Origin of the sequence: Nocardia amikacinitolerans NBRC 108937, from assembly GCF_001612615.1 — a bacterium.
GTDB lineage: Bacteria > Actinomycetota > Actinomycetes > Mycobacteriales > Mycobacteriaceae > Nocardia > Nocardia amikacinitolerans.
Genome location: NZ_BDAU01000007.1, coordinates 48,587 through 73,666 on the forward strand (window position 1 = coordinate 48,587; position 25,080 = coordinate 73,666).

At 69.6% G+C, this 25,080-nt stretch carries 23 protein-coding genes; 7 read left to right on the top strand and 16 right to left on the bottom strand.

The genetic code is table 11. The features are described from left to right. Window positions 1-17 precede the first annotated feature (17 nt). On the bottom strand, window positions 18-959 hold the full coding sequence (locus NAM01S_RS06630; RefSeq protein WP_067780954.1) for an acyl-ACP desaturase: 942 nt from the start codon (window positions 957-959) through the stop codon (window positions 18-20). A gap of 374 nt (window positions 960-1,333) precedes the next feature. Here NAM01S_RS06630 and NAM01S_RS06635 point away from each other — a divergent pair, with 374 nt between their 5' ends. The 3 genes from NAM01S_RS06635 to NAM01S_RS06645 all read left to right on the top strand — a co-directional run bounded on the left by NAM01S_RS06635 (window position 1,334) and on the right by NAM01S_RS06645 (window position 3,554). Continuing rightward, window positions 1,334-2,026, top strand: coding sequence for a hypothetical protein (locus tag NAM01S_RS06635; RefSeq protein WP_253798220.1), 693 nt, complete (start codon window positions 1,334-1,336; stop codon window positions 2,024-2,026). A gap of 208 nt (window positions 2,027-2,234) precedes the next feature. After that, a complete protein-coding gene (gene msrA / locus NAM01S_RS06640; protein ID WP_067780960.1) occupies window positions 2,235-2,750 on the top strand; it encodes a peptide-methionine (S)-S-oxide reductase MsrA in 516 nt (171 codons plus the stop codon). A gap of 162 nt (window positions 2,751-2,912) precedes the next feature. Then, window positions 2,913-3,554, top strand: a complete 642-nt coding sequence (locus tag NAM01S_RS06645) for an NAD(P)-dependent oxidoreductase (RefSeq protein WP_067780963.1) — start codon at window positions 2,913-2,915, stop codon at window positions 3,552-3,554. A gap of 237 nt (window positions 3,555-3,791) precedes the next feature. On the opposite strand, the gene NAM01S_RS06650 is transcribed toward NAM01S_RS06645, so the two are convergent. The 9 genes from NAM01S_RS06650 to NAM01S_RS06690 form a co-directional block, all read right to left on the bottom strand. Then, window positions 3,792-4,181, bottom strand: coding sequence for a hypothetical protein (locus NAM01S_RS06650; protein ID WP_067780966.1), 390 nt, complete (start codon window positions 4,179-4,181; stop codon window positions 3,792-3,794). Between the two features lie 104 nt (window positions 4,182-4,285). Continuing rightward, complete coding sequence (locus NAM01S_RS06655; RefSeq protein ID WP_067780969.1) at window positions 4,286-5,161, bottom strand: universal stress protein; 876 nt, start codon at window positions 5,159-5,161, stop codon at window positions 4,286-4,288. A gap of 112 nt (window positions 5,162-5,273) precedes the next feature. Further along, window positions 5,274-7,400, bottom strand: a complete 2,127-nt coding sequence (locus NAM01S_RS06660; protein WP_067780971.1) for an MMPL family transporter — start codon at window positions 7,398-7,400, stop codon at window positions 5,274-5,276. 89 nt (window positions 7,401-7,489) lie between these two features. Continuing rightward, complete coding sequence (locus NAM01S_RS06665; RefSeq protein ID WP_067780974.1) at window positions 7,490-8,683, bottom strand: peptide synthetase; 1,194 nt, start codon at window positions 8,681-8,683, stop codon at window positions 7,490-7,492. A gap of 22 nt (window positions 8,684-8,705) precedes the next feature. Continuing rightward, window positions 8,706-9,749 carry an NAD-dependent epimerase/dehydratase family protein gene (locus tag NAM01S_RS06670; protein WP_067780977.1) on the bottom strand — a complete coding sequence of 348 codons (1,044 nt, stop codon included), beginning with the start codon at window positions 9,747-9,749 and terminating at the stop codon, window positions 8,706-8,708. Then, window positions 9,746-10,060, bottom strand: coding sequence for a hypothetical protein (locus NAM01S_RS06675; RefSeq protein ID WP_253798218.1), 315 nt, complete (start codon window positions 10,058-10,060; stop codon window positions 9,746-9,748). The genes NAM01S_RS06670 and NAM01S_RS06675 overlap by 4 nt, the downstream gene beginning before the upstream one ends. Then, a complete protein-coding gene (locus tag NAM01S_RS06680; protein ID WP_067780980.1) occupies window positions 10,057-11,736 on the bottom strand; it encodes a fatty acid CoA ligase family protein in 1,680 nt (559 codons plus the stop codon). The genes NAM01S_RS06675 and NAM01S_RS06680 overlap by 4 nt, the downstream gene beginning before the upstream one ends. Beyond that, window positions 11,733-12,647 carry a 3-oxoacyl-[acyl-carrier-protein] synthase III C-terminal domain-containing protein gene (locus NAM01S_RS06685; protein WP_067780982.1) on the bottom strand — a complete coding sequence of 305 codons (915 nt, stop codon included), beginning with the start codon at window positions 12,645-12,647 and terminating at the stop codon, window positions 11,733-11,735. Before NAM01S_RS06685 ends, NAM01S_RS06680 begins: the two co-directional genes overlap by 4 nt. A gap of 9 nt (window positions 12,648-12,656) precedes the next feature. Beyond that, on the bottom strand, window positions 12,657-13,706 hold the full coding sequence (locus tag NAM01S_RS06690; RefSeq protein ID WP_067780985.1) for a 3-oxoacyl-ACP synthase III family protein: 1,050 nt from the start codon (window positions 13,704-13,706) through the stop codon (window positions 12,657-12,659). A 499-nt stretch (window positions 13,707-14,205) separates the two neighbouring features. On the opposite strand from NAM01S_RS06690, the gene NAM01S_RS06695 reads away from it, so the two are divergent. After that, complete coding sequence (locus NAM01S_RS06695) at window positions 14,206-15,696, top strand: flavin-containing monooxygenase (RefSeq protein ID WP_067780988.1); 1,491 nt, start codon at window positions 14,206-14,208, stop codon at window positions 15,694-15,696. Window positions 15,697-15,789: 93 nt separating this feature from the next. On the opposite strand, the gene NAM01S_RS06700 is transcribed toward NAM01S_RS06695, so the two are convergent. Both NAM01S_RS06700 and NAM01S_RS06705 read right to left on the bottom strand, forming a co-directional pair. Then, window positions 15,790-16,446 (bottom strand): TetR/AcrR family transcriptional regulator, encoded by a 657-nt coding sequence (locus NAM01S_RS06700; RefSeq protein ID WP_067780991.1) that lies wholly within the window; start codon window positions 16,444-16,446, stop codon window positions 15,790-15,792. 51 nt (window positions 16,447-16,497) lie between these two features. After that, window positions 16,498-17,187: a TetR/AcrR family transcriptional regulator gene (locus tag NAM01S_RS06705; RefSeq protein ID WP_067780994.1), complete on the bottom strand. Its 690-nt coding sequence runs from the start codon at window positions 17,185-17,187 to the stop codon at window positions 16,498-16,500. Window positions 17,188-17,336: 149 nt separating this feature from the next. On the opposite strand from NAM01S_RS06705, the gene NAM01S_RS06710 reads away from it, so the two are divergent. Together NAM01S_RS06710 and NAM01S_RS06715 are read left to right on the top strand one after the other, a co-directional pair. Continuing rightward, window positions 17,337-18,908 (top strand): succinic semialdehyde dehydrogenase, encoded by a 1,572-nt coding sequence (locus NAM01S_RS06710; RefSeq protein ID WP_067780997.1) that lies wholly within the window; start codon window positions 17,337-17,339, stop codon window positions 18,906-18,908. A gap of 98 nt (window positions 18,909-19,006) precedes the next feature. Continuing rightward, complete coding sequence (locus tag NAM01S_RS06715; protein WP_067781000.1) at window positions 19,007-19,837, top strand: SDR family oxidoreductase; 831 nt, start codon at window positions 19,007-19,009, stop codon at window positions 19,835-19,837. Window positions 19,838-20,158: 321 nt separating this feature from the next. On the opposite strand, the gene NAM01S_RS06720 is transcribed toward NAM01S_RS06715, so the two are convergent. Further along, complete coding sequence (locus NAM01S_RS06720) at window positions 20,159-20,959, bottom strand: putative protein N(5)-glutamine methyltransferase (protein ID WP_067781265.1); 801 nt, start codon at window positions 20,957-20,959, stop codon at window positions 20,159-20,161. 229 nt (window positions 20,960-21,188) lie between these two features. Beyond that, a complete protein-coding gene (locus NAM01S_RS06725) occupies window positions 21,189-22,061 on the bottom strand; it encodes a YdcF family protein (protein ID WP_067781003.1) in 873 nt (290 codons plus the stop codon). Between the two features lie 230 nt (window positions 22,062-22,291). On the opposite strand from NAM01S_RS06725, the gene NAM01S_RS06730 reads away from it, so the two are divergent. Continuing rightward, entirely contained in the window at window positions 22,292-23,143 is an 852-nt protein-coding gene (locus tag NAM01S_RS06730) for a bifunctional 5,10-methylenetetrahydrofolate dehydrogenase/5,10-methenyltetrahydrofolate cyclohydrolase (protein WP_067781268.1), read from the top strand. A gap of 99 nt (window positions 23,144-23,242) precedes the next feature. Here the strand turns inward: NAM01S_RS06730 and NAM01S_RS06735 are convergent, their stop codons facing one another. Both NAM01S_RS06735 and NAM01S_RS06740 read right to left on the bottom strand, forming a co-directional pair. Then, the gene (locus NAM01S_RS06735; RefSeq protein ID WP_143861365.1) at window positions 23,243-24,019 is read right to left on the bottom strand and encodes a DUF8176 domain-containing protein; all 777 of its coding nucleotides are present in this window, start codon (window positions 24,017-24,019) and stop codon (window positions 23,243-23,245) included. A gap of 152 nt (window positions 24,020-24,171) precedes the next feature. Beyond that, window positions 24,172-24,924 carry a L,D-transpeptidase gene (locus tag NAM01S_RS06740; RefSeq protein WP_067781009.1) on the bottom strand — a complete coding sequence of 251 codons (753 nt, stop codon included), beginning with the start codon at window positions 24,922-24,924 and terminating at the stop codon, window positions 24,172-24,174. Window positions 24,925-25,080 lie beyond the last annotated feature (156 nt).

Genomic DNA, 25,080 nt, shown 5'->3' on the forward strand with positions numbered 1-25,080 from the left:
TTGGCGCGCTCCGCTGTTCAGCCGACCCGCGCCGCTTCGCGAGCGAGAATGCGCTCGCGTTGTTCTTCGAACCGGACGACATCGCGGGCGAGTTTGTCGAGGTACTCGCCGAGTTCTTCGCGGCTGCGTTCACCACGTGCGGTGAAGTCCTCGCGCTTGAAGACTTTCCAGACGCGCAGGACCGGCATCACGACCTCGTCCAGGTGCTGGCGCAGATCGTAGATCCCGTGCTTGACCATCAACACACCGTTGCGCCGCCAGTTCGGCATTCCTGCGCCCGGCATGGCAAAGTTCTTCACGACCATGGTCACCGATTCCATGGCCTGATCCGGATCGATGTCGAACGCGGCACCGGCGACGTTGCGGTAGAACATCATGTGCAAGTTCTCGTCGGCCGCGATGCGCTGCAACATCCGGTCGGCGACGGGGTCGTCGCAGACTTGTCCGGTAGTGCGGTGGCTGACCCGGGTGGCCAACTCCTGAAACGTCACGTACGCGATCTGATCGCACACACCGCCGAAGCCCGGCGGCGTGTGCACACCGCGGGTCAGATGCACCATTCGGTCGTTCTCCAAGGCGACGGGATCGACAGCGCGGGTGCAGACGAGGTAGTCGCGCATGGCGATGGCGTGCCGGTTCTCCTCGGCGGTCCAGCGGCCGATCCAGGTGCCCCACGCGCCGTCGCGCGCGAAGTTCTCGGAGATCACGCGGTGGTAGGAGGGCAGATTGTCTTCGGTGAGCAGGTTCGTGATCATCGCGACCTTGGCGACCTCCGAGAGCCGGGACTGCCCGGGATCCCAATCCTCGCCGCCCATGGCCGCGAAGTTGCGGCCCTCGTCCCACGGAACGTAGTCGTGCGGACACCATTCCTTGGCCGTCGCCAGATGCCGGTCGATATTGGCCGCGACCACCGGTTCGAGTTCCATCAGAAGTTCGAGTTGCGTCAAGTTCCTTGCCATGCAGCGCCTTTCGATTCGGTGGAGAAAAACCACGGAACGTACCGCTGTTCACGCATCACTGACTGTGCGGGCCTCGCCGCGCACCCCACCCTAGACCAGCCCCACGTCGTCGGCGGCGAGGTTCGACTGCCTGGGGCTGGCATCGACGCTTCTACCAGGCGTTTAACGGCGGGTACCAAGTGTCTTTCCGGTGGGATGTCGGCCGGGGCGATTGTGCTGTAACTTACTGCCCGGGAACAGCGTTCGATCGCGGTAGCGAACAGCGCTCTCCGAGTGGTTCATCTCGAGCAGTGGGAGTATTTGCCGTGGCAGGTCGGCATCGACGGGTACAGAACTCCGGCGCGCGCAATGCGGTCCGACCGATGGTCGGCGCGGTGCCGATCGCGCTAGCCGTGGTCTGCGCCGGGACTGCGACCGCCGACCCGACCGGCGCGCCGACCTCGCCGGGAATCACCCAATCCGAGCAGCCGGTGCAACCCGCGGTCGCGCCGGGGACGCCCATCCAGCCCGGTGTCACCACCGAACCGGTCCAACCGGTCGTGCCGCCCGCGCCGGAGCAGCCGTCCCCCGAGCCGGAGACCGAACCCGGACTCGAGTACGCCGACCCGGTCGAGGAGCCCGAGCCGGTTCCGCAGAGCGCGGCGATCGAGCCGGAAGCGCCGCAGGCGCCCGAGGTCGCGCCCGCGCCCACGCTGAAGGTCGGCTCGTTCAGCACACCGGTTCCGCACGAGGTGCCCGCCGACGTGCTCGCCGGAGTGAACCACGGTGTCGCGGAGTTCGAGGCCCAGGTGGCGGCGGCGTCGCAGGGCTTCGGCGTTGACTCGCGCCGGGCGGGCAACATCGCGGGCGGCGCGCTGGTCGGCGCGGCGATCGCCGGCGTCCCCGCGGCAGTGGTCGGCGGTGTCGGCGGCGGGCTGATCGGCGCCGGTGTCGGATTCGCGGCCTGCGGCGTAGGGACGGCCGCGGGTGGCGCGGTCGGCGCCGCGGTCGGTGCGGCCGCGCTCGGTATCCCCGCCGCCGCGGTCGGTGGGCTCATCGGCGGCGCGGTGGGTTCGCAAATGGCCTGATCGCCGCGTCCACCCGCTCGTGCGGCTCGGTGCGCGGTGAGCGTGCACAGCTCGGTCGAACGTGCGATCGGATTCGAGCTGAGCCTTCGTGCATCCGGTGCGCGACGGCCACGCCGACCGGCGAGGCGGGGACTTTTCCGGCGGTGGTGTGGGTTGTACGTTGGGCCGATAATGGCTTTCGGGAAGTACGACCTGCTGAGGAGGTTGCGTGACCGACACGCGGAAGGCGATTCTGGCCGGCGGATGCTTCTGGGGCATGCAGGATCTGATTCGCAAGCAGCCAGGGGTGCTGTCGACGCGGGTCGGCTACACCGGTGGGCGCAACGATCACCCCACGTACCGCAATCATCCCGGACACGCGGAGGCGGTGGAGATCGTCTACGACCCGGAGCGGACCGACTATCGGGCGCTGCTGGAGTTCTTCTTCCAGATCCACGATCCGACGACGAAGGATCGGCAGGGCAACGACATCGGCACCAGCTACCGGTCGGCCATCTTCTATTTGGACGAGGATCAGAGGCGGACGGCGCTGGAGACCATCCTCGACGTCGACGACTCCGGGCTGTGGCCGGGCAAGGTCGTCACCGAGGTGACGCAGGCGAGCGAGTTCTGGGAGGCGGAGCCGGAGCACCAGGACTACCTGGAGCGCTACCCGGACGGTTACACCTGCCACTTCCCGCGTCCCGGCTGGAAGCTGCCCAAGCGGCAGACCACCGCGCAGTAGTCCTGACAAACCGAGGCGGGCACCGAAATCCGGTGCCCGCCTTGTTGTTACGGGAAGCGGCTGACTCTTCGAGCAGGATCGCCCGGCCGAGTGGCGGAATAGTTTAGCGTTGAGATAAATTACTTAGCGCTAAGAGATTCTTGCGACGAGGAGGTTCTGACGATGCGGATCACGGTGTTCGGAGCGGCGGGCGAAGTGGGCCGCCGGGTCGTTGCCGAGGCGCTCGCCCGCGGCCACGAGGTGACGGCGGTGGTGCGCAACCCGGAACGGGCGACAAATCTGCCCGCTGAAGTCGAGGTCCGCACGGGTGACGCCGCCAACGTGGACGATGTCGAATCCCTCAGCGCGGGACAGGATCTGGTGATCACCGCCACCCGCCCCGCGCCCGGCCGGGAAGCCGAGCTGCCGGAGGTGACGGCGGCGATCCTCGCGGGCGTGGCGCGGACCGGGGCGCGACTGTTGGTGGTCGGCGGCGCGGCGACATTGATCGTTCCCGGCGCCGACGGGATGACCTTGCACGAGATGCCCGATTTCCCAGCGGAATTGCGCCCGATCGCCCGGGCGTGCGAGGAGCAGCTCGCCGTGTGCCGCGCGGCGTCGACCGTGAACTGGGCCTACCTGAGCCCGCCCGCCGAGCTGCTGCCCGGCGAGCGGACCGGCGAATACCGCCTCGGCGGCGACGAACTGCTCAGCGATGCGAACGGCGTCTCCCGAATCTCCATGGAGGACTTCGCCGTCGCGCTGCTGGACGAGGTGGAGCGCCCCGCGCACGGCGGCGCCAGGTTCACCGTCGCCGCGGCGTGAGAAGCGGTGCCGAGGCGAGAACGACCTCGGCACCGAATTCCGCCTGAGCGCGACGAAATCAGTGGTGCCCTGCGGCGGAGCGGCTTGCCGTCGGGACCAACCGGCGGCGGGCACGGCTTGCCCTCGGCATCGAGCGGCGGCGGCCGCGGCGTACCGTCGGGACCCAGCGGCGGAGGCAGGGGCTTGCCGTCGGATCCCAGCGGAGGCGGCGGGCACCCGTTGGCCGGGCTGGCGTCCCTATCCGGTGAGCTCCCGGATACGCGCGGCGAACTCCGCGTCGGTGCGCTCGAAGGTCTCGCGGATGACGCCGAACAACGTCTGGATCTCACCGACCACCGCGATGTATTCGCCGAGCGTGTCGTAGGCGCTGCCCGGTCCGCCGAAAGCTTTCTCCCGGAACAGCTTCACCAGCTCGATCGCCGACCAGAGCCGCGGATCGTCCTCGCCGAGCCCCCAGCCGCCGAGTTCGCCGAGCGCCCGTGCGTCGTGCCGCGCGGCCGTCAGCGCGTCGACCAGTTCCCGGCAGGCGCGGTCCAGGTCGAGGAAGACCTGCGGTTCCAGACGCACCTGTAGCGCACCGGCTTCGGCGTTCTCGATGAATGCCCCGAACGGGCTTGCCACGGCCATAGCGGTCGCCCCTTCCACTGGTTCCGTCGATGATTCAGACGCGCGGGCACCGGAACCGGTTCCATCGAAACACGGATTCGCCTCGGTGAGTCCGAAACAACGCGTCAGTGGGCGATGATCAGCGGGCAGTTCGCGGAGAGCACCAGCGACTGGCTGGTCGAGCCGAACACCATACTGGCGAACCCGCCGCGTCCCCGCGTTCCGACCACGAGCAACTGCGCCCCCTCGGAACGTTCGCGCAGCGCCCGTTCCGGTCGATCCTTGACCACCTCCCGGTGGATGCGAACGCCGGGAAAGCGCTCCTGCCAACCCGCCAGGCTCTCGGCCAGCACGTAGTGCAAGTCGGCGGCGGTCGCGTCCGGGTCGACTCCGTAGCGTTCCGGCAGCTCGACCCCGGTCCAGACGTGCAACGCGACGAGGTCGACCTGCCGCGCCGCCGCCTCGGCAAGCGCGATGCCGATCGCGGGCTCGCTCACCTCGGTGCCGTCCACGCCGACGATCACCGGCCGTGCCCGCACCTCGGGTGAGAACTCGATGCCCTCGCGCACGACCGCGACCGGGCAGTGCGCGCGCCGGGCCAGCGCCGAGCTGACCGAACCGAGCAGCGCCCGCTGCAAGGTCCCGCGCGACCTGGTGCCGACGACGACCATCCGTGCGCCTTCGGTGCGCTCGAGCAGGCTCGGCGTGGTCACCGCCTGCATCAGCTCGGCCCGCAGCTCGACACCACCGAATTCCGCGGATGCCTTCTCCACCTCCCTCGCGGCGGCGTCGAGCAGCGCGCGGCCGTGCTCGGTGAGCCGCGCGTAATCGACCGCGGTGAGCGGCTCCGCCGCGCCGGGACCGTAGTCGGCGACCACGTCGACGATGTGCAGCAGGTGCACCGGCGCACGATGCCGCGCGGCCGTCTGCGCCGCCCAGATCACCGCCGCCGTCGACCCCGCGGAACCGTCCACGCCCACCAGGACCGCAGGACTGGCCATGGGACCGTCTCCTCTCGTCCGCCTGACTTCGAGAAAGCCGCGGTGGGCCGGGGCCACCTCCCGCGACGATACCGCGCGGGACGGTCGATGATCAGGTGTCGGAAGCTCGCGCTCAGATGGACGTGGTCGCGGGCGCCTCGGTCTTCTCCAGCACGGTGGCGACGTGGCGGCGCGGACGCTTCGCACCCGGTACCCACCAGTTGGCCTCGCCCATCAGCTGCACGAGCGCGGGAACGAGCAGCATCCGCACCAAGGTCGCGTCGATGACGAGGGCGACGATCATGCCGAGACCGAGGAACCGCATCGGCGTCAGCGGCGAGAGCGTGAACGCGCCGGTGACGAGGACGAGCAGCACGGCGGCCGCCGTGATGACGCGCGCGGTCTTGATCGTGCCGACGCGCACCGCCTCGGCGGTGTCCGCGCCCGCGTTGTGCGCCTCGACCATCCGCGAGAGCAGGAACACCTCGTAGTCGGTGGACAGTCCGAAGACCACCGCGATGATCAGCACCAGCATGCCGGCGGCGATCGGCCCGACGCTGACGCCGAGCGGACCGGCGAGGTGGCCGTCGGCGAAGATCCAGGTGAGCACGCCGAAGGTCGCCGCGAGACTGAGGAACGCCATACCGACGGCCTTGAGCGGCAACATGATCGAGCGGAAGGCGGCGAGCAACAGGCCCATGGTCGCCAACACCATGGCGAGCACCATCAGCGGCATCCGCGCCACGATGGAGTCGACGCTGTCGCGGGTGGCCGCGGTGTCGCCGCCGACCCGAATCACGGTGTCCGGCGGTGGTTCCATGGCTCGGATGTCGAGCACCGCGGCCGTGGCGGCCTCGCTGCGGTCGGTGGCGGTCAGGAAGACGTGCAGCACGACGAAATCCTCGGCCCGCCCCACTTGCAGCACCGAGCGCACGCCGGGCACCTCGCCGAGCGAGCGCAGCGTCTCGTCGACCGCGGCCGCGTTGGGCACCGAGCCGTCCACCCCGCGCAGCACCGCGGTGACACCGCTGCTCGCGGCGGGGAAGTCGGCGGTGAGTCGTTCGACCGTCTCGCGCATCGGGTGGCCGTCGGGCAGCGCCCGGTGATCGATGTCGCCGAGCCGAATGCCGCTGAGCGGCGCGGCCAGTGCGAGCAATACCGCGCCCACCGCGATCGTGACAACGCCGGGTCTGCGCAGCACGACCCCGACGACACGACCCCAGAACCGTTCGGTGCGTTCGGATGTCCGCGCGCGACCGATGCGGGGGCCGAACAGCATGAGCATCGCGGGCAGCACGGTCAGCGAGAGCGCGGCGGCCAGCGCGACGGCCGCGATGGCGCCGAAACCCAAGGAGCGCAACACCGCCTGCGGGAAGACGAAGGTCCCCGCGAAGGCGCAGATCAGCAGCAGCGCGGAGAACGCGACGGTGCGGCCGGCGGTCGCGCAGGTGCGTTCGATCGCTCTCGGCACGTCACGCCCGTCGGCCATCTCCTCGCGGAATCGGTTGACCAGGAACAACCCGTAGTCGATCGCCATACCGAGCCCGAGCAGCGAGGCGATGTTGACCGCGAAGGTGCTCACCTCGGTCACTTCGCTGAGGACCCGGATCGCGCCCATCGCACCGGCGACCGCGAGCATGCCGACCACGACGGGCAGCGAGGCCGCCGCGACCCCGCCGAACACCAGGACAAGCACCAGCAGCGTCACCGGCAGCGAGATCGATTCCGCCACCAGCAGATCCCGCTGCGACTGGGCGGTGATCCCGGTGGACACCGCGCTGTAGCCGGACAGTTCGGTGTCGATGCCGGGAACGCGTAGCGCCGCTTCGAGTTTCGGATAGGCGGCGACGCGCTCGGTGTCGTCGCCCGCGGTGAACACCACCGCGAGCGCCTGCCGCTCGTCGGGCGAGCGCAGGAAAGTGGTGCGCGGCGGGACGCTGTTCCAATAGCTTTCGACCGGCCGCGCCAGCAGCGCGGGATCGATGGCGGCGATCGCCGCGCGCACCCGCGGCCCGATATCGGCAAGCGTCTGACCCTCCGGTGCCGTGTAGATCGCCACCACGTCGGGATTCTGCGGGCCGAAGTGCTCGGTGACGAGCCGGTCGACCAGCGCCGACTCACTGTTCGGATCGATGAACCCGCCCGCGCTGAGCTGCTCGGCGGCCCCCGCACCGAACAACCCGCACAAGCCCATGACGAGGACCGCGACGCCGAGCACCGTGCGCGGCCGCGCCATCACGAACCGAGCCCACGCGATCATCGCGGACCCGCCGAACGGTCGTCCCCCGAGGTGGCCGGATCGATCATCGGAAACTCCTGTGCCGCAGTGGTTGTGCCGGGAATGCCGTGTCAGCGTGTGGGGGACGCGGCGAGTTCGCGTTCCAACGTGGACGCGATGCGATCCAGCAGCGCCTCGAGCCGCGCCTCGACCCCCTCGCCGTTGCGGCACGACACCGTGATCTCCAGCCGCCCCGCCGATTCCACGATGCCGAACAGCAGCGGCATCATCCCGCTGTGCTGCGGAAGCACCCGGACGCTCACCGGGGTGAAACCGGGCACCGCCATCTCGGGCAGATCGAAGATGCCCATGTGGGACACGGTGGCGGACACCAGGTTCCGGCCGAGCCGCGCGCCGACCCAGTTGCCCGCGCGCAGTACGGCCCGCACCACCGCGGGCGGGAACGCGGTGAGCCCGCCGTTGTCCATCTGGTTGAGTTCGCGGTTCTCCTTCAGGCCCGCGCGCAGCTGGTCGTTCACCGATTCCCAGGTGTCACCGGGGGCGACGTCGAGGAACAGCGGAAGCGCCAGGTTGGCGGTGGACCGCAGCGCGGGGTCGTGCCTGCGCAGGTCGACCGGAATCATGAAGCGCGACTTGGCCTGTGCGGCGTCGGCCAGCACGGCGGCGACCCGCGCGACGATGCCCCGGCCGGTCGCCGCGACCGTGCGGTGCCGCAGCAACCAAGGCGACTCCGCCGGATCCTGTTTGCCACGGCCGGCCGCGGAGGGATAGATCGGCAGCAGGACCGAGGGCTTGCCTGGGGCGCCGACGCGCGCGACCAGTTCCGCGTCCGCGACCGGGTCGGGCGCACCGAACGGCTCGACGCCGCGCAGCGCGCGGAACACGTCGTCCACCCACATGCGCATGCCCATGCCGTCCATCACGCCGTGGAAGACGCGGAAGACGATGGTGACCGGATCCGCGGTGAGCAGCAGGACCTCGCAGGTGCGGTCGGGCGTCGGACCCATCGGGCTGTTGAGGACGGGGTCGTTCTCCAGCCCGGGGTAGGTCAGCGAGTGGCCCTCGACGACCCGCACCGTCGCCGCGACACCGGTGTCCACCCACTCGGCCCTGTCTCGGACCAGCCGGGAGCCGGGGTTGGCCGCCGAGGCCACGTCGACAGCGCGCTGCAGGTCGGCGGGGTCCAGCGTGCCCTGCCCGTGCACCGCCAGCTGCATCAGGAACGGCGGAGCCAGTTCCCTCGTGGCGAAGTACAGCCGCTCGGTCGGGGTGATGGGACGGCGAAAGGTGGTGTCGCTGCTCATGATTGCCTCCGGGATCGCGGGGTCAGCGCAGGTGTCTTGTCAGTTCGCGGACGCCCCCCTGAGTGTCGAGCCAGGCGAGGAAGCTCGCCAGCCCCGTCGCCCGATCCACGATCGGGCGGTAGCCGAAATCGCGGGTGGCCGCGCCGGTGTCGTAGGTCGCCGAGCGCGTCATCAGCGCCACCGCGTAGCGGGACAGCGGTGGCGACCAGCGAGTGGACACCGCGGGAATCCGCCAGACGGCCTCGATCACGGCGACCACCGCGTCGAGCACCCGGCGGTTCGGCTGCCTGGTCGGCGGCTGGTAGCCGAGCTCGGTGGCGACCTGCCCGAGGAACTGCCATACGTTCGTCTTCTCGGCGTCGGCGATGAAATACGGCTTGCCGCCGACGTTCTCGGTGGCGAGCGCCAGCACGACGGCCTCGACGATGTTGTCGACGTGGCACAGCGAGGCGTACACCTCGCGCCCGAACGACAGATCGGGCAGCCTGCCTTCGGCGGTGCGGCCGAGCAGCCGCACGATCGGGCCCGACCGGTCGCCCGCGCCCCAGATCGCCCTGGGTCGCAGCGCGCAGGTGGTGAAACCCGGTGCGTTCGCGGCGAGTACGGCACGTTCGGCCGCGGCCTTGGTCTCGGAGTAGAGATTCAAGTACCTGCGCGGGTAGGGGAGTGACTCGTCGACGTCGAGCAGATCGCCGCCGTGGTAGTCCATCATCGCGCTGGGGCTGGAGATGAACACGAACCGCGACGCCCCGCCGCGCTTGGCCGCGTCGAGCAGCCGCTGGGTGGCGCGGACGTTCTCCTCCCAGAACTGCTCGCGGGTGCCGCGTTCGTCGACGCGCGCCGCGCTGTGCACGACCGCGTCGATGCCGCCGGTCGCCTCGACCAGCGACGGCGCGTCGGTGAGATCGCCGTAGACGATCTCGACACGGTCTCGCGCGTCGCCGAGATCGGTCAGATTGCTGGTGCGCCGCACCAGGATTCGTACGTCGTGCGCTCCGTCGGCCACCAGCCGCCGCACGAGTGCGCCGCCGAGGAAGCCCGACGCCCCGGTCACGAGAATCTTCATCGCTCGTCCTCTCGATGATCGCTGGGTAGTTCGTCGCCCGCCCCGGCGCCCAGGCTCGCGCCGTACCAGGTCAGGCCGAAGATCTGGGTCAGCACCGCGGTCTTCCACCGGGAATGTCCGGTGCCGCGGGTGGCGCGCAGCGCGACGGGAATCTGCGCCGCGTGCACCACCACGCTGAGAAACGCGTCGATCCACCACGCGGCCCGCAGCCACCGGTTGCGCGGCGCCTGTCCGGTGCGCGCCGCGACAATGCCTGCCGCCAGGTAGAGCCAGCCGAGGATCGGAATCGCCCGCAGCGCGGTCGTTCTCATCGCCGCGCCTCGGCTTTCAGCTGCTTGGCCGCCCACACGGCGAGCTGTTCGCGGCCGATCTTGGCGTTGTGCCGTATGTCCACCGGGAACTTCGGATGCACCAGCACATCGGAGATCGGCTTGGTGAGTTCGAATTCGGTGGCGCGGGTCCGCAATTTCAGCTCGACGGCGGTGCGGTCCGCGCCCGGCTTCAGCTCGACGCACAGCACCGGACGCTGCGCACCGCGTGCACCGACGCCGACCAGCGCCGTGCGTGCCACGCCGGGCACCGTGTTGAAGATCTGCTCGACCTGCACGGTGAACATCGGTCCGTCGGCGGTGACCACCCGCTGACTCTTGCGCCCGCAGAACCAGATCCGGCCGTGTTCATCGATCCAGGCCAGGTCGCCGGTGCGGTGCCAGATCCGTGCGCCGTCGACGATCTTGCCCTGCCGGTTCGCCTCCTCGGGCCAGTAGTACTTGGTGCTGACGTTCGGGCCCGAGACGACGAGTTCGCCTACGCCACCGGTGTTCTCGAGCTCGCCAGCCAGCTCCTCGGCGTGCGCCCACGTGGGGATCGGCGCGTCGGTGATGGCGACAACGCGCGCCTCGACCCGGTCCGACGGTCGCCCGATACAGGTGCCATCGCCCTGGTGCGCCCTGGTCACCAAACCGCCGAGCAGTTCCCGTGACTCGATGGTCGACATCGGCAGCGCCTCGGTGGAGCCGTAGCCAGCGAAGATCCGCACGTCCTCGGCGAGCACCTCGCGCAGACCGGCGATGCACCAGTCCGGCACCGGAGCGCCGCCGGAGTAGATGCTGCCGAGGGTGGGCAGCGCCGTCGGGTGCTGCTCCAGGTGGCGCAGCAGCGGAATCAGCACCGCGGGCGAGGCGAACATGGTCCGCACCCCGAAGGTGGCGATGGCGTCGACCACGTGCGCCGGATCGGTCGAACCGACCTTGCTTGGAATGAGCGGCGGCAGCACGCAGCGCGCACCGAGCAGCAGATCGAGCACGCCGACCAGCGGCAGCGTGATCAGCGAGGTGTCCGGCGGGACGTGGTCGCGCGCGGTGTCCACCTGCTCCACCATGGCGGCGAGGTTGCCGTGGGTGAGCTGAACCGCCTTGGCCGGGCCGGTACTTCCGGTGGTGAAGGCGATGAGCAGCAGGCTCTCCGGGTCGGCAGGCGTGCGCTGCGGCAGCGGACCCCGCGGACGGCGGCCCCAGTCCGCCAACCGCTCGCCGCGCCAGAACCACTGCTTGCCGACGGTGACCGCGGTGCGCACAGTGCGGAAGCTGTGGCGGAACAGGACGCGCAGCGCGTGCGCCTGCGGGATGCCGATGAACGCCTCGGCGTCCACCGCGCGCAGGCAGCGCAGCATCTTGCGTACGCCCATGCCCGGGTCGATGACCACGGGCGCGGCGCCGATCTTCAACAGCGCGAACATGATCGCGTAGAGCTCGGGGCTCGGCAGCACGAGCACGATGGTGCGAGTGCCGGTGCCGACGCCCGAGGCGATGAGTCGCTCGGCGATCGCGTCCGACCATTCGTCGAGTTCGCGATAGCCGATGTGCCGATAGGCCGGCAGGCCATCGGGATTCTTCCCCTCGGGGTAGATCACCGCTTGGCGGTCCGGCTCCGTGCGCGCGAACGCACGGAACCGGTCGATGGCCTGCCAGTAGGTCCCTTCGGTCACGCGGGGGCCCCGACGAGGACGGGCAGCTGGTACAGCACCGCCGCCGCCGACGGACCCGCACCCGCCGCGACGAACAGCACCCGCGTGTGCGAGCCGAGCGTCTCCTGCGCCACGGCGCGGTCGTAGGCCAGCGGCAGCGCGGCGGTGTGCGGGTCGCCGTAGGACAGGTCGGGCACCCGCACCGAGTCACGGGCGATGCCGAGCGAATCCGCAAGCCGCAGCGGGAATTCCGCGCTCGGCGTGGAGGCGATGAGCACCGTGCCCGACAGGTCGGCGTCACCGGCCTCGGCGAGCGCCGCGCGCGCGGTCTCCAGCGCGACCTCGAGCAGGCGATCCTCGAAGCCGGGCTCGCGCTCGACGGTCATCAGGCCGCGGCCGACGGTGCCCATGGTGGCGGTGTCGACGTAGGCCTCGACGGCCGGGGTGCCCTCGGCGGTCGCGGTGTGCACGCGGCCGAAGCCCTCTGGCTCGTCGGTGCGCTCCAGCAACAGCGCGGCACCCGCTGTGGCGTAAGGGAATTCGTCGTCGGCTACCGCGCGGGTCAGCGACGGGTGGGTGTCGCCGGAGACGATGAGCACGTGTTCGGCGCTGCCGGTCTCCAGGATCGAGGTGGCCACCTGCACGGCGTTGAGCACGCCGACCGCGCCGTTCATCAGATCGAAGGAGAACGAGGTCGGATCGTCCTTCTCGTACTCCAGGCCGATGCCTGCCGACTTCTGGATCAGCGCGGACACCGCCGGCTCCACGATGTTCGAATCGCGGTGCACGCCCGCGTTGATCAGCACGCCGACCTGCTCGGGCCGGATGCCCGCCCGCTCCATCGCGCGCCGCGCGGCCCGACCGCTGTGCGCGATGATGCTGTGGGTGTCGCCCGTCCGGCTGACTCCGGTGGACTTGATACGCACGCCCATGTCGATACCTCAGACCTTCAGGGAGGAGATGGTGGTGGACAGGAAGCCGGTCACGACGCCCGATGCGGCAGGAATCATCAGCAATTTCGATCCCGCCGGGATGTTCTGATCGCTGAGCTGATCGTGCAGCACGATGAAATGCGAAGTGGTGGAGGTGTTTCCGTACTTGTGGATGACATTGAGGTCCGGCGGCATCGGCGTGCCGAGCTCGCGCGCGGCGATGGCGTTGGCGTACGGGACCGCCGCGGCGCCGAACTGGTGGTGGATGATGTAGTCGAACTGCTCGTCGGCGAAGGTCCTGCCCTGCTTCTCCAGGTAGCTGCCCTGGGTGTTCGGCCAGAGCATGAACCGGGCCTCGTTGTGCATCTTGCGGTTGTCGGTGTAGAGCGCGACGCCTGGGGTCCGGCCGCTTGGCATGCCGAGGCACAGGTGCGAGTGCTCCGAGGCCGTCATCATCTCGATGTAGTGGATCTTGTCGGCGTCGTCGACCGCCTCGTCCAGCACGAGCGCGCATCCCGAGTCGCCGACCGACAGCGAGGCGAACTGGAGATCGTATTTTTCGGAAATCTCTTCGACCGCGGTTTCGGAGATCGGCGTAATTGCCTCACCGCTGACCACCATGCCGTTTCGGACGATGCCCGCGCGGATCATCCGATCCAGGATGTAGGTGCCGGAGAGCATTCCGGCGCACGCGTTGGAAATATCGAAAGTGATCGCCTTTCGAGCGCCGACGTGCTTGGCGATCGAGGAGGCGAAAGACGGCTCCATGTACACCCGGGTGCCGTGCTTGCTGCGGGTGATCGAACTGGAGATGATCACGTCGAGATCGGCGGGGGCATACCGTGACCTGGACAGACAGTCCTCGGCGGCCTTGATGGCGAGCGCGAAGGAATCCTCGTAACTTTCCGGACGCGTATCGTGCACCCGGCGTTCCTTGATTCCTGTGATTCGCTCGAGATCGAACGACGGCGGCACTTTCAGCCGCGCGATCAGCTCCTCGGTGGTGACGACTTTCGAGGGCAGATATGCGCCGATGGATTCGAAGCGAGAATTCGACACGTGAGCTCCTGGGAATCGTTGACAGATACGGTTCCGGATCTTCTCTGATCGTCGGTGCGTCGGAACACTACCGGAGAGTAACTAGAAATGGATAGGCCCGAAAACGGGAATCCTTCTGGGACAGTTGGCCGTTCGAAGTACCTGTTTCGTGCAGTGTCACTAACTGGTCATCGCCCGGCTATGGCAGCTCGCTATGGTGGCCGGTAGGCGGCGCTGCGCCGTTCTGACACCAGTTTTCCGGGCATGCCGCGCGAGCGGGCCGGGTGGCGGCACGGCGCGGGTCCGTTGTGACGGCGAACAATTCGCTAACCATGGTTCGGAATAGCTGGACGGGTCGGTGCGCGGGCGGTGCGCGGTCCCGTGTGAGTGACTTCACTCGGTGGTGCCCGCGGTTGTGCGGGAGGAACCGGCGACCGATGCGCCGGGTGGCGCCGACTACCCTCGAGGTATCGCGGATGCGGCGCCGCACCCGTCCGCAGGAGACCGGAGGAGCTGTGTGATGACGACCGAGACCGAGCACGTCGATGTACTCATCGTCGGGGCCGGGCTGTCCGGTATCGGTGCGGCGTATCACGTGCGGCAGGCGTTTCCCGGGCGTCGGTTCGCCGTCCTAGAAAGCCGCGCGGCCCTCGGCGGCACCTGGGATCTGTTCCGCTATCCCGGAATTCGCTCCGACTCGGACATGTACACCCTCGGCTACCGTTTCCGTCCCTGGCCGGAAGAGAAGGCGATCGCCGACGGCCACACGATTCTGGACTATCTGCGCGATACCGCGCGCGAGTACGGCATCGACGAACACATCCGTTACCACCACCGCGTCGTGCGCGCCGAGTGGTCCTCGGCCGACAATCGGTGGACCGTGCGCGCCGAACGCACCGACACCGGCGAAGTGGTCACGCTGACCACCGATTTCCTGTGGTGCTGCTCGGGTTACTACCGCTACGACGAGGGCTACACGCCGGACTTCGCGGGCACCGAGCGCTTCGCCGGTCCGATCATTCATCCGCAGCACTGGCCGGACGAGCTGGACGTGGCGGACAAGCACGTCGTGCTCATCGGCAGCGGCGCCACCGCGGTGACGCTCGGCCCCGCGCTGACCGAGCAGGGCGCGCACGTCACCATGCTGCAGCGCTCGCCCAGCTACATCATCTCCGCGCCGGAACGCGACGATCTTGCCCACCGGGCGCGAAAGTGGTTGCCCGCCAAGGCGGCCTACGCGGTGGCGCGCGCGAAGAACGTGGCCATCGCGACCGCGATCTACCAGCTGAGCCAGCGCTACCCGGATCGGATGCGGGCGCGGATCAAGCAGTGGCAGCAGCGCTGGCTTCCCCCGGGCTTCGACATCGACACCCACTTCACGCCGAAGTACAACCCGTGGGATCAGCGCCTGTGCCTCGCGCCCAACGGCGATTTCTTCCGCGCCATCCGCAAGGGGCGACTCGACATCGTCACCGATCGCATCGAGTCCTTCACCGAGCGCGGGCTCGCGCTGACCTCCGGGAAGCACCTCGACGCCGACATCGTCGTCACAGCAACGGGTTTGAACCTGCTCGCCTTCGGCGGCATGGAGCTCGTCGTGGACGGTACGCCGGTCTCGATGGCCGATCATCTGGCCTACAAGGCGATGATGCTGTCGGAGGTGCCGAACTTCGCCTTCGTGATCGGCTACACCAACGCGTCGTGGACCCTCAAGGCGGATCTGGTCAGCGAGTACGTGGTTCGGCTGCTGCGGCACATGGACGCGCACGGCTACGCCCGCTGCATGCCGGTGCGCGATCCCTCGGTCGGCAAGGCGCCGCTGTTCACCAACTTCATGCCCGGCTATGTCCTGCGCGCCGCGACCATGTTCCCGATGCAGGGCGATCGCGCGCCGTGGGCGCTGCGCATGAACTACGTCCGCGACCTGATCACGTTGCGCCACGGCGCGATCACCGATGGCGCCATGCGATTCGAGCGCGCTGAGCGGCGGGACCCGGTGCTCGCGGACTAGGGCTTACGTCCGCATCCCTCGGTCACGTTGTGCTCGACGTGCGCACCGCCGCGTTCGCTCCAGCCGTGCGTGGACCGCGGCGGACCGTGCCGATCAGGCGTCCGAAGACCTGACCGGCGCGATGGCGGTGAGCAGGCGGGCGGCGTGCTCGTCGAACCGTTCGCGCGGGACCTCGATCGTGCCGTCCAGCCACGGCCGGTACAGGTAGGCGAGCGCGCCGAAGATCGCGTTCGCGTTGAGCACGCTGTCCAGGTGGTCCGGCCCTGGTTCGCGGTAGTCGCCCGCGCCGATGGTCATGGCGATGGGCGCGGTGAACAGTTCGACGAGTTCGTCGCCGCGCTGGGTGAGCACCGGGGTGGCCTGCGATTCCACGAACATGATCCGGCCGCGGCGCCGATCTTCGGTCAGATAGTCGGTGAAGGCCGCGACGACGTGGCGGAACATCGCCTCGCGCTCGATCGGCGCCTCGGTCAGCGCGTCGAGCAGGTGGTCGCGGGCCCCGACGACCACGGTCTCCAGCACGGTGGTGAGCAGCGCGTCCAGGTTCGGAAAGCTCTCGTAGAAGTAGCGCTCGGTCAGCCCGGCCTGTCTGCACACCCCCCGCATCGAGATCTCCGAGGCGCCGACGGTGGCCATCAGCTCGGTGGCGGCCTCGACGAGTTGTGTTCTGCGCGTGGCGATTCGCTCGGCGGGGGCCAGGCCACGCCAGTTGCGCATTCGGGCGAAGGATTCGTCGGAATCGGCGACCATCCCTCGATCCTCTCATGCCCGAATCGGCCTCGGCGGGGTCGATTTCTTGTTTCAGGGAGGCGTCGGCGCTTCGGGGAAGAGGTTCGGGATGTCGAGTGCGTACTCGATGTCGGCGCGGGTGCCGAGGGTGGTCAGCAGGACACGGATCATGGTGAGCCGCGCGGCGTCGACCGTCTCCGCGTCCGGTTCGGCGCCCGGCGCGGTGCCCGAGGAGATGCGATAGACGACGTATTCGCAGACGTGCAGCGCGGCGTCCAGGTCGAGCGGCGACGGGACCGGCCTGCCCAGCTCGGTGAACGTCTCGCGGACGGTCGCGCGGATGTCGTCGAGGGCGCGCTCGCGATAGGCGGAGACCGGCGAGGCCGGATCGTGCAGTTCGGCGAACAGCGGGCGCAACATCGGGCCGTGGCCGCGGGCCCAGTCCAGGTAGGCGTCGATGAGCCGGATGCCGAGTTCGACGGGCTCGTCGGTGCCGGTGAGCGCGGCGCGGATCCCGCCGACCAGGCCCTCGTTGGACGCGGTCAGCAAGACGTGCAGCGGTTCGGCGGCGTTGCCGAAGTATCGGTAGAACGTCGGTCGCGCCAATCCGGCCTGCTCGATGATCTGCGCGACGCTCAGGCCGCGAGAGCCGTTGCGGGTGAACACTTCCGCGGTCGCGAGCACGATCCTGGCCTTGACCTCCTCGGCTTGCTCCCTGGTCTGCGGCGGGCGGCCACGGCGGGTCGGCGCGTCAGTCGGCACGGTGAGGCCTCACAACCGGATGTCGGGCATGTCTGTGCTGCACAACGGAGAGCTTGACACGGGACACGTCACAAGGATTAATCTAACACCACTGTTCAGTAAATGCTCTGGACGCGCGCATCCGACTCCGTCCCACGAGAGGGCCGACAATGACGACCGCCCCGAAGCTGGCCGACCCGGCCGCACTGCCCGCCGACCTGGTGCGGCCGCTGCTCGAGCACGCCGTCGCGGGCGGCGCCCCCGCGGTCGAGGTCTTCGCGCCCGCGACCGGGCGGTTCGTCACCGAGCTGCCGCAGTCCTCCACCGACGACATCGAGCGCGCCTTCGCCACCGCGCGGGCCGCGCAGCGCGAATGGGCCGCGCGTCCGGTGCGCGAGCGGGCCGCCGTGCTGCGCCGCTTTCACGACATCGTGCTCGCCGAGCAGGACGCGATCCTCGACATCGTGCAGACCGAGACCGGCAAGTCCCGCGCGCACGCCTTCGACGAGGTCGGCGACGTCGCGGTGAACGCCAGGTACTACGCCTCGGTCGCCGAGAAACTGCTGGCGACCCGCAAGCCGCGCGGCGTGCTGCCCGTCCTCACCCAGGTCGACGTGCGGAACCGTCCCAAGGGCGTCGTCGCGGTGATCTCGCCGTGGAACTACCCGCTGGCCCTGGCCGCCTCCGACGCGCTGCCCGCCCTCGTCGCGGGCAACGCCGTTGTCGCGCGGCCCGACAACCAGACGGCACTGACCGCGCTGTGGGCCATCGACGCCGCCGTGCGCGCCGGACTGCCGCGCGGCCTGTGGCAGGCGGTGCTCGGCCGCGGCTCGGTGATCGGCGGCGAGGTCATCGCGCGCGCCGACTACGTCGACTACACCGGCTCCAGCGCCACCGGCCGCACCATCGCGCAGCAGGCGGGTGAGCGGCTGATCGGCTACTCGCTGGAGCTGGGCGGCAAGAACCCGCTGCTGGTGCTGGCCGACGCCGACGTCTCGCGCGCCGCCAAGGTCGCCGTCCGCGCCTGCTTCTCCTCGGCGGGACAACTGTGCGAATCCATGGAGCGCATCTACGTGCACGAGGCGGTCTACGACCGGTTCGTCACCGAATTCGTCGCCAACGTGCGCTCGATCGAGCTTGGCGCGGAGCTGAACTACGACAGCGACATGGGTTCGCTGACCTTCCAGCGTCAGCTGGACACCGTGCGCGCGCACGTCGACGACGCGGTGGCCAAGGGCGCGACAGTGCTCGCGGGCGGTCGCGCGCGACCCGATCTCGGCCCGTTCTTCTACGAGCCGACCGTGCTCGCCGGCGTGCGGCCCGGCATGACGGTCTACCGCGAGGAGACCTTCGGCCCGGTGGTCTCGGTCTACCGCGTCGGCAGCGACGAGGAGGCCATCGAGGCGGCCAACGACACCGCCTACGGCCTCAACGCCAGCGTGTGGACCAAGGACGCGGCGCGCGGCCGCGCGGTGGCCGCCCGCATCGACGCCGGATCGGTGAACGTCAACGAGGGCTTCATCGCCGCGTGGGGCAGCGCCGACGCGCCGTCCGGCGGACTCGGCATCTCCGGCACCGGACGGCGGCACGGTCCCGAAGGCCTGCTCAAGTACATCGACACCCAGACCATCGCGGTCCAGCGCGTGCTGCCGATCGCGCCGCTGCCCGGGATGTCGGAGGAGCTGTGGGCCAAGGCCATGACGCTCTACTTCAACGTCATGAAGACGCTGCGCCAGAAGTAGCGCGGGTCAGGAGGCGCCGGGTCGGGAGCGAGCGGCACCGAGAAGCAGTCGTCGTCGCATGTGGCGTCGCCGGAAACGAACGCAGGGATAGGGAACGGATGAAGCTGGACACGGTCGCGGGCAAGAAGGTCCTGGTCACGGGTGCCGCCATGGGGCTCGGCAAGTTGTTCGCCGAGCGCGCGGTGCGCGAAGGCGCCACCGCGGTGGTGCTGTGGGACATCAACGAGGTCGCGCTGAAGGGCACCGCGGCGGAACTCTCCGGCCGCGGCTCGGAGATCCACCACTACGTGGTCGACGTGTCGGACCGGGACGCCATCGCCGAGACCGCCACCGCGGTCCGCGAAACGGTCGGCGACATCGACATCCTGGTGAACAACGCGGGCATCGTGCGCGGCAACACCTACTTCTGGGAGACCGAGAACCGCGCCGACATCGACAAGACGATGGCGATCAACTCGCTGGCGCCGATGTACATCACCCTCGAATTCCTGCCAGCCATGGTGCGCGGAACCGGCCAGGCGCGGGTGCTGAACATCGCCTCCTCCGCCGGTCTGGTGGCCAATCCGCGCATGTCCGTCTACGCCGCGTCCAAGTGGGCGGCCCTCGGCTGGTCCGACTCGGTGCGCCTGGAGCTCGAGCAGGCGGGCCACGACCACGTCAAGGTCACCACCGTGTGCCCGACCTACATCGACACCGGAATGTTCGACGGCGCCAAGGGTTTCTGGCTCACCCCGATCCTCGAGCAGGACGCGGTCGTCGACACCTCCTGGAAGGAGATGAAGCAGGGCAACGCGCTGGTCGTGCTGCCATGGACCTCCCGACTCAACCGGGCGCTTTCCGGCATCCTGCCGCTCAAACTGCGCGACTTGTTCCTCGACACCGTCGGCGTCTACCACTCGATGGACGAATTCACCGGGCGCAAGAAGTAGGCGAGGACGACCGAACGACCGCGCGTTCCAGGGGGACGCGCGGTCGTCCGTGTTCGTGCCGGGGGTGATGCGCGGGCGTTCGTGTCGTGCCGGGGGTGACGCGCGGGCGTTCGTGTCGTGCCGGGGGTGACGCGCGGGCGTTCGTGTCGTGCCGGGGGTGACGCGCGGGCGTTCGTGTCGTGCCGGGGGTGACGCGCGGGCGTTCGTGTCGTGCCAGGAGTGACGCGCGGGCCTTCGTGTCGTGCCAAGAGTGAGGCGCGGTCTTGCGCGCTTGCGCCACGGGTGACGCGCGGTCTTGCGCGCTTGCGCCGAGCCTGGCGCTCAGGGACGAGTGCCGATGACCACGGTGGCGTAGTGCTCCTCGGACTCCGCGACGCGGGCGAGGAGGCCGCGATCGGTCAGGATCTTCGCGGCGACGACCGCCTGCTCCGGGCTCGATTCGACGAGCAGGTGCCCGCCGGGTGCCAGCCATTCGGGGGCGTCGGCCACGACGCGCCGGAAGACGTCCAGACCGTCGGCGCCGCCGTCGAGGGCCGTGCGCGGCTCGTGGTCGCGCGCTTCCGGGGGCATGTCCGCGATGTGATCCGAGGGCACGTACGGGGTGTTGGCGAGCAGGACGTCGACCCGGCCGCGCAGGTCGTCCGGGAGCGGGGCGAACAGGTCGCCCTGGTAGACGCTCGCGCCGAGCGGGTCGAGATTGCGGCGGGCGCACTCGACCGCGGCGGGTTCGATATCGGCGGCCGAGAGTGCGACGGTCCGCCCTTCGGCGCGCAGCGCGGTCGCCAACGCGGCACCCAGGGCGCCGGAGCCGCAGCACAGGTCGACCACCACGGGCGTCGACTCGAGCGCGCCCGCGAGCGCGAGTGCCTCCTCGACCAGGAAGACCGTGCGCTGCCGCGGCACGAACACCCCAGGCCCGACCGCGATCCGCAACCCGCGGAACTCCGCCCAGCCCAGCAGATACTCCAGCGGCGTTCCGGACACCCGTTCCGCCACAAGGCCGTTCAGATTACCGCCGGTCTCGGCCGCGGCATCGATCAACAGCCGCGCCTCCTCCTCGGCGAAGACGCACCCCGCCGCCCGCAACCGCGCCGCCACCTCGGCGACCTCCACTCCAGACACCGGGACATCCTGCACCAGCGTTCCCGGCCGCGGCCAACGGATATTCGGCGACCATCAGTCCGGCAACCCGCCGCACCGCGCCCCGCTGATGCGCAGCGGTGCGGGTCGCCACGCTGCGGGCGGAGACCGGCGCGGGTGGGGAAGCGATGAACGCGCCACGCGGGGCAGCGACGGACGCGCTGCGGCCCGACCGAGGACGTCTCGATCGGGCCGCCGGGACGCGCGTGGCCTAGCGGGAGGTGGCCAGCTGGAAGGTGCGGGTTGCGTCGAGGTAGATGCCGCGCTGGGCGTGGCGGGCGGGCGGGGGAAGCTGGGAGACCAGCTGCTCGAGCGACGTCATCGCGCCTACGACGTGGGTGCCCGCGACGATGAAGTCCGCGACCGCGCGGCGAATGTGGTTGGGGGAGGTCACCACGACCGCGCTGGTGGCGCCGACCGCGCGCAGCAGCTGGGTGCCGTACAGCGCGTTCTGCACCGTCGAAGACGCGCGGTTCTCCACGTGTACCCGCGAGGCCGGGATGCCGCGCTCGACAAGCCAGTTGCGCATGGCCTCGGCCTCGGTGATCCCGTTCTGCGGATTGCCTCCGGTCACCACGATCGGCGAGAACGGCGACGCGACGGCCTGGATCCACGCCGCGGTCAACCGGTTCACCAACTCGGGGCGCAGCGCGCCGTCGGGCAGCAGACCGTAACCGAGCACGACGATCCCGGTCTGCGGGCCGACCAGCGCTGGCAGCGGATTCGGAAGTGTGCCGACCGCGGCGCCGATCGCGTGGAGGACGTGGCCGGTGCCCGCGGCCAGCTCGGGATCGGCGATCTGTAGCCGCGCCATGGCGTCGGCCAGGGCGGGCAGATCGTTGGCGTAGTGCGACCAGATCGCCTTCAGCGAAAGTGCTTCGGTGTCACCGGGATCGGCGCCGAGCAGCGCCCGCAGATCCGCGAGGCCCGCGCCCTCGTCGCCGTCGACGAAATGGCGCTGGGCGGAGTTGTAGAGAGCGTCGGTTTCGGGGGACGCCTGGGCGGGCGCGCCCGCCAGGCCGGTGAGGGTGAAGGCCGCGAACGACGTCGCGACCAGGATTCTCCAATGCCTCGAGATCTTCACTACAGTCGACACCTTTCCACGCGTGAAACGGGGTTTTCGGTACGTCAGCTGGCAGTTGGGCCGTGGGCAGAGCAGTCCCCACGATACGACCGGACCCCGGCCGAGCCCGGTAATTGCGTGGCCGAATCGCCCGGTCGATTCGCGTGACCCGGCCGCCGTCCGAGCTCGACTCGGCCGTGCGCGGGTTGCTGACGGAATGCGTGCGGCCGCGCCCACTAAGCTGTCACCCCGTGGACACCCTTTCGCTGACCGGCAAGGAACTCGCCGCCGCCATCAACGCCGACACCAAGGAGCGCACCGCCGCGCTCGCCGCTGGTATGCACGCCCCGCGGCTCGCCCTGGTCGTTGCCAACGACGATCCGGCCAGCGCCTGGTATGTCAACTCGCTGCGCAAGGCCGCCGAGCGGCTCGGAATCGCCTGCGAGCGTATCGATCTGGGCGCCGACGCCACCGCGGAGCGGATTCGCGAGGAGCTCACCGCGCGCAGCGCCGACACCTCCTACGACGCGATCATGTTGCAGACCCCGCTGCCCGCCGGTGTCTCGCTGGACGATGTGAGCTCGGCGATCTCCGCCGACAAGGACGTCGACGGTGTCAGCCCGCTCTCGCTCGGCCTGCTCGCCGCGGGCCTGGACGGTTTCGTGCCCGCCACCTCCGAGGCCGTGGTGGAACTGCTGAAGCACCACGAGATCCCGCTGCGCGGCAAGCTGGTCGCGGTGGTCGGTCGCTCGAACATCGTCGGCAAGCCGCTCGCGCAACTGCTGCTCGCCGAGGACGCCACCGTCACCGTCTGCCATTCGCGCACGGCCGACCTCGCGGCCGTGACCGCGACCGCCGACGTGGTGGTCGCCGCCGCGGGCCGGATCGGGCTGGTCACCGGCAAGCACGTGCGCGAGGGCGCGATCGTCATCGATGTGGGCACCAACGAGGCGCCCGACGGCGGCATCGTGGGCGACGTGGACGCGGACTCGGTGCGCGGCAAGGCCGCCGGACTCAGCCCCGTCCCCGGCGGCGTCGGCCCAGTGACCACCGCGCTGCTCATGCGGCACGTGGTCGCGGCGGCCGAGAAGCTGCGCGGCTGAGCGAGATGAGACGCGCCGCGGTCGAGTAGGGCCGCGGTGAGATCGCCGCAGTGCGGCGGGAGTTGTCGCGGTTCGGGCAGGGGCGAGGGGTACTTCGGTTCAGCCCGCGGCGGCGATGCCCGTGATCAGGGTGCGGTCGCCCGTCCGCGCCACGCTGACCAGCTGGGCGTTGTAGGTCATCGGGTCGCGGCCCGGCCGGTTCTCGGTGATCACCACGCGGTACTGGCCCGCGAAGGCTCCCGGCGAAATCGCGACGCAGTGCGTGGTGCCCGCGGGAATGCTGTCGATGCCGTGCTGGATGGCGTCCACCGTCGGAACCGAGGCGTTCGGCGCGACCACGGCGCGCGCCTGTTCGGCGGAACGCGTCACGTAGTACGCGTACTGGAAGGCGAAGATCGCGTCCGGTCCGGAATCGGTGCCGCCGTCGCCGTTTCCCTGGATCTTGTTGCCGACGCGCTCCGCGGGGCACCGGGTGGCGGGAGCCACCGGCTCGGCCGTCGGGACGGGGCCGTTGGCGGAGGTGGGCTGCGGTGCGGGATCGCCGCGGAAGTACAGGAACGCCGCGGCCGTCATGGCCAGTGCGGCAACGGAAGCGACGAGTGCCGGGGCCCAGCGCCGGATGGGCGGGCGTTTGGGGGACCGGTCGATCATCCGCGCGAAGACGTCTTCCTCGGGGAAATGCGCTGGCTCCGGGACGAATTCGGCCTCCGGTTCCCACTCGGGCTCGGGCGCCGAGTCGTACGGTCTGCGCGGTACCCAGTCCGCCCATTCGCCGCGATAGCCGGGTTCGCCCTGATAGTTCCGTTCACCGGGCCACGGCGGCGTCCCGGGTGCGGCGGGCCGCGGCATCATGCCCTGTCCGGGTCGTGTCGTCATGTCCGGTCGTTCCATCTCCCCGCCTTCATCAGGTCACGCCGTCGGGTGCATCCCACATCGAAACCAGCTCCCCGGCACGATACTGCCAGGGAACCGGCTTCCGCGAAACGTCCGGGGCGCGTCGCGAGGGGAGAAGGCCGCCGAACGCGGCCTCACCAATGAATGTCGACCGGGTCGCCGATGCCGACCGTCTCGTAATACCAAGCGGCGTCGTCCGGTCCGAGATTGATGCAGCCGTGGCTGACGTTGGCATAGCCCTGGGAGTCCACCGACCACGGCGCCGAGTGCACGAAAACACCGCCCCACGTGAGGCGTTCGGCGTATTCGCCATTGATCAGGTAGCCCTCCGGCGAACTCAGCGGGATGCCGATGGTGCGGGAGTCGAAGACCACCGAGCGGAACTTCTCCAGCACCGGGTAAGTGCCCGTTGGTGTTTCGAATCCCGGCTTGCCCATGGACGCGGGCATGCTCCGTACGACTTGGCCGCCGATGCTCACGGTGAACGTGTGCGCCGACATGTCGGCCTCGGCGTAAACGCCTTCGTTGGTGCGGAATTCGGTGCGGGTGTTGCCGAAGCGCACGGTGATGTCGGAGCGCGCGGGCAGGAAGCCCGTCGGCGTCCAGGTGAGCTCGCGGTCGTTCGTCCAAGCGAACGTGCCGAGGAGCGGGTCGGCCGAGCTGATGCTCACCAAGCGCTCGGCGCGAGCGCGATCCGCGACGGGCGCCGCGAACTGGATGGTGACCGGGTGCGCGATGCCGACTTCCTGTCCGGCGGCCGGTGTGATCGCCGTGATCCGGTCGGCGGACGACGGCCCGATCAGTGTCGCCGCCGCCGCACCGGAGCCGAACGCGGCCAGAGCGACGACCACGACCGCGAGGAACAGGTGGCGAAGTACGCTCCTCATGGCTCCACCCCTTCGGAGATGGTGTGGTATGCGGAAAACCATTCTACGCCTTCATGATCAACCCGGCTTGCCGAACATGTGAGGCATGATTCCGGGGGAATAACCATGAAACCGGTCGGTTTTTAATGCTTCCGCAAGGTGCGGTGCGAAAGGCCT

Coding starts and splice junctions, on each gene's coding strand:
- NAM01S_RS06660 (WP_067780971.1), bottom strand. CDS start 7,400: ATGATCGCGTGGGCTCGGTTCGTGATGGCGCGGCCGCGCACGGTGCTC.
- NAM01S_RS06710 (WP_067780997.1), top strand. CDS start 17,337: ATGACGACCGCCCCGAAGCTGGCCGACCCGGCCGCACTGCCCGCCGAC.
- NAM01S_RS06695 (WP_067780988.1), top strand. CDS start 14,206: ATGACGACCGAGACCGAGCACGTCGATGTACTCATCGTCGGGGCCGGG.
- NAM01S_RS06630 (WP_067780954.1), bottom strand. CDS start 959: ATGGCAAGGAACTTGACGCAACTCGAACTTCTGATGGAACTCGAACCG.
- NAM01S_RS06655 (WP_067780969.1), bottom strand. CDS start 5,161: ATGGCCAGTCCTGCGGTCCTGGTGGGCGTGGACGGTTCCGCGGGGTCG.
- NAM01S_RS06665 (WP_067780974.1), bottom strand. CDS start 8,683: ATGAGCAGCGACACCACCTTTCGCCGTCCCATCACCCCGACCGAGCGG.
- NAM01S_RS06735 (WP_143861365.1), bottom strand. CDS start 24,019: ATGACGACACGACCCGGACAGGGCATGATGCCGCGGCCCGCCGCACCC.
- NAM01S_RS06685 (WP_067780982.1), bottom strand. CDS start 12,647: ATGGGCGTGCGTATCAAGTCCACCGGAGTCAGCCGGACGGGCGACACC.
- NAM01S_RS06740 (WP_067781009.1), bottom strand. CDS start 24,924: ATGAGGAGCGTACTTCGCCACCTGTTCCTCGCGGTCGTGGTCGTCGCT.
- NAM01S_RS06650 (WP_067780966.1), bottom strand. CDS start 4,181: ATGGCCGTGGCAAGCCCGTTCGGGGCATTCATCGAGAACGCCGAAGCC.
- NAM01S_RS06700 (WP_067780991.1), bottom strand. CDS start 16,446: ATGGTCGCCGATTCCGACGAATCCTTCGCCCGAATGCGCAACTGGCGT.
- NAM01S_RS06675 (WP_253798218.1), bottom strand. CDS start 10,060: ATGAGAACGACCGCGCTGCGGGCGATTCCGATCCTCGGCTGGCTCTAC.
- NAM01S_RS06715 (WP_067781000.1), top strand. CDS start 19,007: ATGAAGCTGGACACGGTCGCGGGCAAGAAGGTCCTGGTCACGGGTGCC.
- NAM01S_RS06645 (WP_067780963.1), top strand. CDS start 2,913: ATGCGGATCACGGTGTTCGGAGCGGCGGGCGAAGTGGGCCGCCGGGTC.
- NAM01S_RS06670 (WP_067780977.1), bottom strand. CDS start 9,749: ATGAAGATTCTCGTGACCGGGGCGTCGGGCTTCCTCGGCGGCGCACTC.